Source organism: Inquilinus limosus, from assembly GCF_002195995.1.
Classification (GTDB): Bacteria; Pseudomonadota; Alphaproteobacteria; order DSM-16000; family Inquilinaceae; genus Inquilinus; species Inquilinus limosus_C.
This window is the reverse complement of the sequence record NZ_NHON01000163.1, coordinates 1-8,863: the sequence shown is the minus strand read 5'-3', so window position 1 is coordinate 8,863 and position 8,863 is coordinate 1. Positions and strand designations below refer to the sequence as shown.

The 8,863-nt window shown below is 69.6% G+C and carries 10 protein-coding genes and 1 other annotated feature; of the genes, 7 read left to right on the top strand and 3 right to left on the bottom strand.

The annotated features are described in order from the left end of the window. Both BWR60_RS34860 and BWR60_RS34855 read left to right on the top strand, forming a co-directional pair. Positions 1–279, top strand: a 279-nt coding sequence (locus BWR60_RS34860; protein ID WP_144445866.1) for a response regulator transcription factor, incomplete at its 5' end; no start/stop codon positions are given. A gap of 143 nt (positions 280–422) precedes the next feature. Beyond that, positions 423–1,181 carry a helix-turn-helix transcriptional regulator gene (locus BWR60_RS34855; protein WP_144445865.1) on the top strand — a complete coding sequence of 253 codons (759 nt, stop codon included), beginning with the start codon at positions 423–425 and terminating at the stop codon, positions 1,179–1,181. On the opposite strand, the gene BWR60_RS34850 is transcribed toward BWR60_RS34855, so the two are convergent. Both BWR60_RS34850 and BWR60_RS34845 read right to left on the bottom strand, forming a co-directional pair. Beyond that, the gene (locus BWR60_RS34850) at positions 1,171–2,004 is read right to left on the bottom strand and encodes an AraC family transcriptional regulator (RefSeq protein WP_088157753.1); all 834 of its coding nucleotides are present in this window, start codon (positions 2,002–2,004) and stop codon (positions 1,171–1,173) included. The genes BWR60_RS34855 and BWR60_RS34850 overlap by 11 nt on opposite strands. A gap of 192 nt (positions 2,005–2,196) precedes the next feature. Continuing rightward, positions 2,197–3,411 carry a class I SAM-dependent methyltransferase gene (locus tag BWR60_RS34845; protein WP_088157751.1) on the bottom strand — a complete coding sequence of 405 codons (1,215 nt, stop codon included), beginning with the start codon at positions 3,409–3,411 and terminating at the stop codon, positions 2,197–2,199. 322 nt (positions 3,412–3,733) lie between these two features. Further along, positions 3,734–3,789: a sequence feature (sul1 is cis-regulatory element that is thought to sense ions involved in sulfur or methionine metabolism; They are found in Alphaproteobacteria), on the bottom strand. A gap of 337 nt (positions 3,790–4,126) precedes the next feature. On the opposite strand from BWR60_RS34845, the gene BWR60_RS34840 reads away from it, so the two are divergent. The 3 genes from BWR60_RS34840 to BWR60_RS34830 all read left to right on the top strand — a co-directional run bounded on the left by BWR60_RS34840 (position 4,127) and on the right by BWR60_RS34830 (position 6,784). After that, a complete protein-coding gene (locus BWR60_RS34840) occupies positions 4,127–4,915 on the top strand; it encodes an aldolase (protein WP_088157749.1) in 789 nt (262 codons plus the stop codon). A gap of 24 nt (positions 4,916–4,939) precedes the next feature. Continuing rightward, positions 4,940–6,142, top strand: coding sequence for a cystathionine beta-lyase (locus BWR60_RS34835; RefSeq protein WP_088157746.1), 1,203 nt, complete (start codon positions 4,940–4,942; stop codon positions 6,140–6,142). Between the two features lie 354 nt (positions 6,143–6,496). Beyond that, positions 6,497–6,784 carry a hypothetical protein gene (locus BWR60_RS34830; protein ID WP_088157744.1) on the top strand — a complete coding sequence of 96 codons (288 nt, stop codon included), beginning with the start codon at positions 6,497–6,499 and terminating at the stop codon, positions 6,782–6,784. 90 nt (positions 6,785–6,874) lie between these two features. On the opposite strand, the gene BWR60_RS37465 is transcribed toward BWR60_RS34830, so the two are convergent. After that, on the bottom strand, positions 6,875–7,780 hold the full coding sequence (locus tag BWR60_RS37465) for a hypothetical protein (RefSeq protein ID WP_179222073.1): 906 nt from the start codon (positions 7,778–7,780) through the stop codon (positions 6,875–6,877). 186 nt (positions 7,781–7,966) lie between these two features. On the opposite strand from BWR60_RS37465, the gene BWR60_RS34820 reads away from it, so the two are divergent. Continuing rightward, a complete protein-coding gene (locus BWR60_RS34820) occupies positions 7,967–8,515 on the top strand; it encodes an RNA polymerase sigma factor (RefSeq protein WP_088157742.1) in 549 nt (182 codons plus the stop codon). After that, a complete protein-coding gene (locus tag BWR60_RS34815; RefSeq protein ID WP_088157740.1) occupies positions 8,512–8,787 on the top strand; it encodes an anti-sigma factor family protein in 276 nt (91 codons plus the stop codon). The genes BWR60_RS34820 and BWR60_RS34815 overlap by 4 nt, the downstream gene beginning before the upstream one ends. The last annotated feature ends 76 nt before the right edge of the window (positions 8,788–8,863 follow it).

Below are 8,863 nucleotides of genomic sequence, written 5' to 3'. Positions count from 1 at the left end.
CGCCTGGGCGTGGCCGACCAGCTGCCGCGCGCCCGCCGCGGCCCCTACGCCGCCGCCCGCCGCCACCCGCTGGGCCTGACCCGGCGCGAGTTGCAGGTGCTGCGCCTGCTGGCCCAGGGCATGGGCAACCAGGACATCGCCCGCCGCCTGGTGCGGTCGCCGCGCACGGTCGAGCACCATGTCTCGGCGGTGCTGGGCAAGCTGAACGCCAGCAGCCGCATGGACGTGGTCCTGCGCCTGCACAGCGAGCCCTGGCTGCTCTCCGCCGGCGAAAACTAGGTAGTCGCGCCAACGAAAATTGGGCGGGCGCCCCGAAGCGCGGCGGAATTGCGGCGCCTAGGGTGTCCTTCACGGCGCCGCCCCCGAACCAAGCCGGATCCCGACGCAGGGCGGACACAGCGTCGGGCATGGAGGCTCAGGTCATGGCGGGCATCACCGATAGCGCTGCGGATCTCGACTATTCCCTGACGGCCCATCCCGCACTGGCCGCCGTCCTCTCGGCCCGCGTGATCGGCGTGGAGCCCTTGCCGGGCCCGGCCGATGATGACGACGGGCCGGCCACAGCCGCCCCCCGGCCGCAGGACGACGCGGATCACGGCATCGAGGACCTGCTCGACTGGCTCGACCTCGGCGTGATCATCGCGGATGCGACGGCCCGGCCGGTGCGGATGAACCGGCGCGCCGGGGCGATCATCGGGCGGAAGGACGGGCTGTTCGCCACGCCGTTCGGCATCACCACGGCCATCCCGGAGGAGACCGGCCGGCTGCGCCAGGCCATCGCCGCGGCCCCGGCGGGCGGAACCCGGCTGCGGCTGTCGCGCCCGTCCGGCGCCCCGCCCCTGCTGGTGACGGTGATCCCGGTCCGCGGCGGCGACGCCGGCCGCAGCTGGGTGGCGCTGTTCGTGATGGATCCCGGCACCGCCGGCACCCCCTCCCCGGCCCTGCTGCAGGAGCTGTTCGGCCTGACCGCGGCCGAGGCCGTGTTCGCCGCCGAGATCAGCCGCGGCGACGGGCTGCAGGCGGTGGCCGACCGGCTGGCGATCGCCCCGACCACGGCGCGGACCCATCTGACCCGGATCTTCGAGAAGACCGGCACCCGCCGCCAGGCGGAGCTGGTGCGGCTGCTGATGCAGTGCGACCGGCTGGCGCCGGCGGCCCCGGCCGCGCGGGTCAGGTCCTGAGCGGCATCCAGATCTCGACCAGGCCGGTGCCGGCCCAGGGATCGAAGTCCCGGCTGTAGCGCTCGAAGCTCGGCGCGTCGGCGAAGGCGTGGCCGGACTGCGACAGCCATTTCGTCCAGATGGTGTAGTGCGTCGCCCGGATGCGGGAGATGTGGGCGCGGTGCGAGAACACGGCGTAGCGCTGGGCCGGGATCCGCACCCGCGACAGCTCGGCCGGCAGGTCATCGAAGCTGGCGACCTCGACCCCCGCGACATAGTCGAAATTGCCGGCGTCGTCGGTGTTGCAGCAGACGCCGTATGTGGCGTCGCCGAGCTGGTTCGGCACATGGCCGATCTGCGGCCCGAAGCGCTGCCACAGCGCCGGGATGCCCTCATTGGTCTCGAAGGTGTAGCGGTCGCCGAGGCCCGCCACGAGGAGGGTCTTGCCGGCCTCGAAGCGCGGGGCCTCGAGGTCGATGATCAGGGATTCGTCCATGCGGATCGGCTCCACCAGCGCGAGGTTGTCGACACGGCCCTGGCCGCGCACCAGCTCCGGCGTCAGGCCGAACTGGTCGCGGAAGGCGCGGGTGAAGGCCTCGTGGGAGCCGTAGCCGGCGTCGAGCGCCACCGCCAGGATGTCGGAGGCGCCGGCCGCCAGCACCCGCGCCGCCTCGGTCAGGCGGCGGCCGCGGACATAGCGCATCACCGACCGGCCGGTGGCCACGCCGAACAGGCGGCACAGATGGAACCGGGACACGCCGGCGGCCTCGGCGATCGCGTCGAGCGTGACCTCCGACCCGAATTGATGCTCGATGAACCAGACCGCCCGCTCGACCGCCCCCATCCCCGTCTCCCTTCAAGCCTTCGCCGGCACTGTGCCCAGGGCCGCGGCCGCCCGTTTGATCGCGGTTGCGCCGGAGGTCGGTGAGTCCATCCTCGAGGGCACCAGCTGGACAATGGTCCAAACGGGCGGCAGCCCGGTCACGGGTGCGCCGGCAGGACAATGCCTGAGGTGTGGATCGCCTTCGTCCTCTGATCAAGAGGAGACGCACGAGACCGATCGTTGCTTACGAGTGCCCGGGGGAGGCAGCCTGCCCGAGACCACGATCAGTTCGACGTCCAGCCCGAGTCCATCGAGCGTCTGCCGAACCTCCGTCTCGTATTCGGGATTCATCACCAGGATCTTATCAGGTGGCCGCTCTTTCAGCGCCGCAGGCGGCACAATCAGATGTCCCGTGCCAGCGGTGAAGGCTCCGGCCTTGAGAGGATTGATGTCGACCACCCGCTCGACGGCTCTCCCGGACCGGTCCAGGATATTCAAGAAGGTTACCCCCTTGGCGCCAGCCCCCCAGAGTACCAGGCGCCGGCCTTCCCATCGGGCCTGGTTCAGCCAGTCCTGCCAGACCGAAAGCGCCTTCCTGAACCGATCGGCGAAACCGTCGAAGCTCTGTATATCGGGTGCAACCGTGACCCGCTCATCCGCTTCAGGCCTGGCAAATGTCGCCTCCACCGCGAGGAACTGGTGACCGAATCCGACATTGATGGGGCCGGGAACAAGCCCTGCCAACCGCACCGCGTGCGCCAGGGAGGAGGAGGTGAAGTAGGAGAGATGCTCGTAGAGGGGATCCCAGATCCCGAGCCTGTCGAGCATATAAGTGCCGTTCGGCACCTCGGTGTACACCACCCGAGCGGGATGTGAGGCATAGGCTTCGCAGATCGACCGAAGCAGATCCACCGGGCGCGGCAGATGCTCCAGCACATAGCGTGAGCAGACGATGTCAGCATATGGCGCGAGGGATGGAGTGAACACGTCGCCGATGATGGTGACCGCCGGATCACCGATCGTGTCCTCGCCGGTCGAGCGGCCGGGATCAAACCCGATTCCCTTGCGCAGCCCCCGCTTGCGCAACATCCGCAGGAACTCGCCCCGACCGCATCCGATCTCGACGGCAGTACCGCCAGCCAACCCGTAGACCGATAGAAGACGGCTGATAATACCGTCCGAGTACTGGCGGTAATGCGGCGAGCCCATCAGCGAGTTTTCATAACGCTCGTCGTACACGACTCGCTCGGCATCAAACGCAGAATTGAACACATGCCCGCAGTAGCGGCAGCCGACGAGCCAGATATCGCCACGGGCAACCCGCCGAGCGTCCTCGCCATTGCGATGAAGCTGGTTGCAGATCACAGGAACGCTGGCCAGCTCGACCAGGAAGGCAAGATCCGGAGATCCGCATATGATGCACGGCATCTGTCCTCCGATGACGAGGGGTCGGGAGGTTCTCGCCGATAGCCGGACAGCCCGACGGACCACGAATGGCCAGCGCGGCGAGAGATGGGATGGTTGAATGCATAGCGGCGCAATATCCGAGAATGGATATTGCGTTCCGGGATCACGGTTTCTGGGACATTTGCCGTCCTCACGATCCTATCGAGAACAGCGGCGACACCTTCAGGTCAGCGAAGAGGCCGATATAGGTCAGGGTAAAAACCCATGCGAGTAGACCCCGCTTCGATACGCTCTTTGCGAAGAGGAATCGAGTTGACCGTCGCCACTGTACCGATATCGCTAGCGTTATCCGGCGGATCGGCGGCCGGAAGAGCCACCCGGATTTTCACCGGGTCCTTGCGAATACGTTTAGACTAGGCATCCTCGACGATCACGCAACCACTCCGCACCTTGCCTATCCCCATCAATTTGGGCGTCAATTCGACTGGACGGATGATCTGGATTGGTCGAAGGGGTGCCTCATCTGAGACCCCGCACGAGCGGCCTGTCGATTGGACCGTTCGTCAGGATCGGCGAAGCCCGTTGGCCATCACGACCGCGACGCGGGCCGCCGCCCGCTCGACGGCCATGCGCCTGACGCGGTGCCTCCCACCCTGGACGGGCTGCCCGGCTTGTTCAAGGATGCGGGCTGCTTCTGAAAAGATCCCTGCCCCGCCCGCCGACAGGAGACCCCGCCATGGCCCATGAGCTGCACGCCGCCGACCCGTCCCGGCTGTCCAATATCGGCGAGATCGACTGGGCGGCGCTGCGCCAGGCCCGGATCGACCTGGCCGCCTGCTTCCGCATGGCCGCGCGGCTGGGGCTGGAGGAAGGCATCTGCAACCATTTCTCGGCGCTGGTGCCGGGGCGGGACGACCTGTTCCTGGTCAACCCCTACGGCCTGGCCTTCGCCGAGGTCACGGCCTCCAGCCTGCTGGTCTGCGACTTCCACGGCAACGTCATCGACGGCGACGGCAGGCCGGAGGCGACGGCCTTCTACATCCATGCCCGGCTGCACAAGCTGGTGCCGCGCGCCCGCGCCGCCTTCCACACCCACATGCCCTATTCCACGGCGCTGAGCATGGTCGAGGGCCAGCCGCTGGTCTGGGCCGGGCAGACGGCCCTGAAGTTCTACGGCCGCACCGCGGTGGACGACGCCTATAACGGCCTGGCCCTGGACGAGGCCGAGGGCGACCGCATCGCCGCGACGCTGGGCGACGCCGACATCGTCTTCCTGCGCAACCACGGCGTGATGGTGTGCGGCCCGACCATCGCCGAGGCCTGGGACGACCTGTACTACCTGGAGCGCGCGGCCGAGGTGCAGGTCAAGGCGCTGAGCACCGGCCGCAGGCTGACCGCGGTGCCGGCCGAGATCGCCCGCCGGACCTATGAGCAGATGCGCGAGGGCGACGCCGAGAGCGCCCGGCTGCATCTGGAGAGCGTCAAGCGCCGGCTGATGCGCGAGGAGCCCGGCTTCGCCGCCTGACGCGCCGATGGGGAGGAGCCGCCGATGACCGATGATCGCCCGAAGCTGGGCTGGAGGAGCCGGCTGATCCATTCCGAGGCCCGGGCGCCGGAGGGCTTCAGATCCCTGGCGACGCCGGTGTATCGCGGCTCGACCGTGGTGTTCGACCGGCTGGCCGATGCCCGCGACGACTGGTCGCTCGACGGCGGCTACACCTACGGCCTGTATGGCACGCCGACGACGATCGAGCTGGCCCGGCGGATCGCCGAGCTGGAGGGCGCGCGGCACAGCTTCATGGTGCCCGGCGGCCAGGCCGCCATCGCGCTGGTGTTCCTGGCGATGGGCCGCGCCGGCTCGCATGTGCTGGTGCCGGACAGCGCCTATGGCCCGACCCGGGAATTCGCCCTGGGCCTGCTGGCGAAGCTGGGGATGGAGGTCGAGACCTATCCCGCTTTGGCCGGGGCGGAGGTCGAGGCGCTGATCCGGCCGGAGACGGCGCTGCTGTGGTGCGAGAGCCCGGGGTCGATCACCATGGAGGTGCAGGACGTGCCGGCCCTGGCCGCGGCGGCGCACCGGCACGGCGTCAGCGTCGCCATCGACAACACCTATGCCGCCGGCGTGCTGTTCGACGCCTTCGCCCATGGCGCGGATATCAGCGTCCAGGCGCTGACCAAATATGTCGGCGGCCACAGCGACCTGCTGCTGGGCACCGTCTCGGTCGCCGACGACAGGCACCGGCAGGCGATCGGCGACGCGCACCGGCTGCTCGGCATGGCGGTGTCGCCGGATGATTGCAGCCTGGCGCTGCGCGGGCTGCAGACGCTGGGCGTCCGGCTCGACCGCCTGGAACGCACGGCCCTGGCGGTCGCGACCTGGCTGGCCGGACGGCCGGAGGTCGAGACGGTGCTGCACCCGGCCCTGCCCTCCTGCCCCGGCCACGAGACCTGGCGCCGCGACTTCACGGGCTCGTCCAGCGTGTTCTCGATCGTGTTCGGGCCGGAGCGCGACGAGGCTTACGTCACCCGCTTCGTCGAGGCGCTGCGCCTGTTCAGGCTGGGCTACAGCTGGGGCGGCACCACCAGTCTGGTGATGGCCTATCGCAGCATCCCGCGGCTGGGCACCGACTATGCCGGCCGGCTGGTGCGGCTGAATGTCGGGCTGGAGGACACGGCTGACCTGATCGCCGACCTCGACGCCGCCCTGCGGCAGGCGGAGACCGGCGAGCGGGGCGGGAAGAATTCAGGCTGAACCGGGCCGTCGCCGATCAAAGGTGGCGGAATTTCTGCCTCTCCCGCTTGCGGGACCGTTTCGAAATTCCAAACCGTCATTGCGAGGAGGCGAAGCCGACGAAGCAATCCAGGGGCCGGTTCGCACTGGCCCCTGGATTGCTTCGCTGCGCTCGCAATGACGATGTTTGGAATTCTGAAAGGGCCTCGTTTCCGCGTGAGGGGATCTCGTCGAAGCCTGGACCAACCCTCACCCGGCCCCGCCGCGCGAATGTTGGAAGAAACCGCGGGGCTCGATCGTCCCTGGTCTGAGGGGCGTCTGTCCGGACGCCCGGAAAGGGGATCGATCGAGATGAGCTTGAGACGACACGTCCTCATGCCCGCGCTGGCCGCCCTGGCGGTGCTGGCCACCGCCGGGCCGGCCATGGCCCATCACAAGCCCTGGCATCATGGCGGCCCGCCCTGGGCCCGGCCCCATCACGGCTATGGCTACTACTATGCGCGGCCGCGGCCGCCGGTCGTGATCTATGAGCGGCCGCATTACGGCTATTACGGGCGGCCGTACTACTACCGCCGGCCGGCGCCGGTCTATGTCGAGCCGCCGCCCTACTACTATGCCCCGGCCCCGGGCGTCACCATCAACATCCCGCTGCGGTTCGACTGATTGGGCCAGGCAGCGAACAGAACCGCCGCAAACAGGACCGCCGGCAGGGCCATGCCCAGCCGGCGGCGTTTCCGGACGGTGGCCGGATCCTCAATCGAACGGCCGGAACCCTTCGCGGGCCAGGGCCAGGTCATGGTCGTCAACCACGCCGTCGCCGTCGACGTCCAGGTTGGTCGTCTCCCAGTCGCCGGTCGGCCCGGTGCCCGGCTTGACCGCCTGGATCCGGTCGGCCAGCTGCGCCTCCAGCGCGTCGATCAGGGCGGGATCCGTGGTCGGGTCGGCCTTGAGGGTGGCGATCCGCTCCTGCAGGGCGCGGATGCCGGTTTCCTGCGGCGTGCCGAAATTGGCCTGCATGGCGCCGACATTGGCGCCATAGCCCAGCTCCTTGGCCAGGCCGACCATGGTGGAGACACGCGCGCCGTGATTGCGGAACGGCCCGTTGCCGACGGTCGGCGACCAGCCGGAGCCGATCAGCGCGGCGGTGGTGTCGTCGTCGAGAGAGATGGCATCGACCTTGTCGGGCCGCTTGCCCCTGGCCTTGCCGCTGTTGCCGGGAGCGTCCGCCGGATCCGTCGAACTGGCGATGCCGGTCCCGTGGCGGGTGCCCCGGAGCTTGCCGCTGTTGCCGGGACTGTCGTCGTCCGTGGAGCTGCCGACGCCGCTGTCGCTGCTGCTGGCCTTGCCGCCGGCATTGCCGCTGTTGCCGCCCCCGTTACCCCCGCCATTTCCACCGCCGTTGCCGCCTCCGTTGCCCCCGCCATTTCCGCCGCCGTTGCCGCCACCGTTGCCGCCCCCATTGCCGCCGCCGTTTCCACCGCCGTTTCCACCTCCGTTGCCCCCGCCGTTACCGCCGCCATGTCCATTGTCCTTGACGGTCATGAATTGCGGCTTGGAGACGTCCTTGAGATCCCCCCAGGCGGCTGCGCTCGCCGTGGTGGCGTAGAGCAGCCCGAAAGCCGCCACGACGGGCAGCATCGCGATCGAACGGACAGGCATGAGGAACTCCAGAACAGTGGTGCCGAAGCGGGCCGTGACGGCCCGTGTCATAGCTGTGACGTCCGGGACGCCGCAGTCATTCCAAGGAATCGCGCAAAAATTTTCACATCCGGGACGCGCCGAGGCGCCGTATCACGCGTTAATGCATCGGCGCGGGCCGATGATCCGCAACAGCAGGGTGGTGGGATGTCCGATCCGGCGGATCATGTCAGGGGAGCGCTGCTGGCGTCGCTGCCGCGGCTGCGCGCCTTCACCCGCGCGCTCGCCGGCTCCCCGTCCGACGGCGACGACCTGCTGCAGGCCACCTGCGAGCGGGCGCTGGAGCGGGCGCATCAGGCCGCCGCGGCCGCGACCCTGCAGGGCTGGATCTTCCGGATCGCCTACAATCTGCATCTCGACCGGATGCGGGCCGGGCGCCGCCGCGGCGAGACCGCCGAGCCGGTCGACCCGGACACGCTGCTGGGCGGCGATGCCGAGGCCGAGGTCGAGGCGACGCTGATGCTGGCGACGGTGCAGCGGGCGATCGACCAGCTGCCGGAGGACCAGCGCAGCGTGCTGCTGGCGGTCTCCGCCGGCGGCCTGAGCTACACGGCGGCGGCGGAGGCCCTCGACGTGCCGATCGGCACGGTGACCAGCCGGCTGCACCGCGCCCGCCAGGCTTTGCAGCACCTGCTGTCGCGGCGCCCGGTCCCGGTCGCGGTGATGGCGGCCCGATATTCGGGGAGGCGTCCATGACGATCGACACCGACTGGATCGCCGGCTACGTGGACGGCACGCTGGACCCGAACCGCCGCCGGCTGGTCGAGGAAGCGTTGGAGCGCGATCCGACCCTGGCCGCGGCGGTCCGGCGCGAGCGCGACACGGCCGCACTGCTGAGCGCGGCTTTCCCGCCGGTGGAGGAGCCGCTGCCGCCGGCCCTGGCCACGCTGCTGGCGCCGCGACCGATGGCGCCGATCCGACCCTGGCCGCGGCGGTCCGGCGCGAGCGCGACACGGCCGCACTGCTGAGCGCGGCTTTCCCGCCGGTGGAGGAGCCGCTGCCGCCGGCCCTGGCCACGCTGCTGGCGCCGCGACCGATGGCGCC

Excerpts from the sequence above, each read along its gene's own strand:
- BWR60_RS37465 (WP_179222073.1), bottom strand. The coding sequence starts at position 7,780 with ATGCCTGTCCGTTCGATCGCGATGCTGCCCGTCGTGGCGGCTTTCGGG.
- BWR60_RS34840 (WP_088157749.1), top strand. The coding sequence starts at position 4,127 with ATGGCCCATGAGCTGCACGCCGCCGACCCGTCCCGGCTGTCCAATATC.
- BWR60_RS34830 (WP_088157744.1), top strand. The coding sequence starts at position 6,497 with ATGCCCGCGCTGGCCGCCCTGGCGGTGCTGGCCACCGCCGGGCCGGCC.
- BWR60_RS34855 (WP_144445865.1), top strand. The coding sequence starts at position 423 with ATGGCGGGCATCACCGATAGCGCTGCGGATCTCGACTATTCCCTGACG.
- BWR60_RS34835 (WP_088157746.1), top strand. The coding sequence starts at position 4,940 with ATGACCGATGATCGCCCGAAGCTGGGCTGGAGGAGCCGGCTGATCCAT.
- BWR60_RS34820 (WP_088157742.1), top strand. The coding sequence starts at position 7,967 with ATGTCCGATCCGGCGGATCATGTCAGGGGAGCGCTGCTGGCGTCGCTG.
- BWR60_RS34815 (WP_088157740.1), top strand. The coding sequence starts at position 8,512 with ATGACGATCGACACCGACTGGATCGCCGGCTACGTGGACGGCACGCTG.
- BWR60_RS34845 (WP_088157751.1), bottom strand. The coding sequence starts at position 3,411 with ATGCCGTGCATCATATGCGGATCTCCGGATCTTGCCTTCCTGGTCGAG.
- BWR60_RS34850 (WP_088157753.1), bottom strand. The coding sequence starts at position 2,004 with ATGGGGGCGGTCGAGCGGGCGGTCTGGTTCATCGAGCATCAATTCGGG.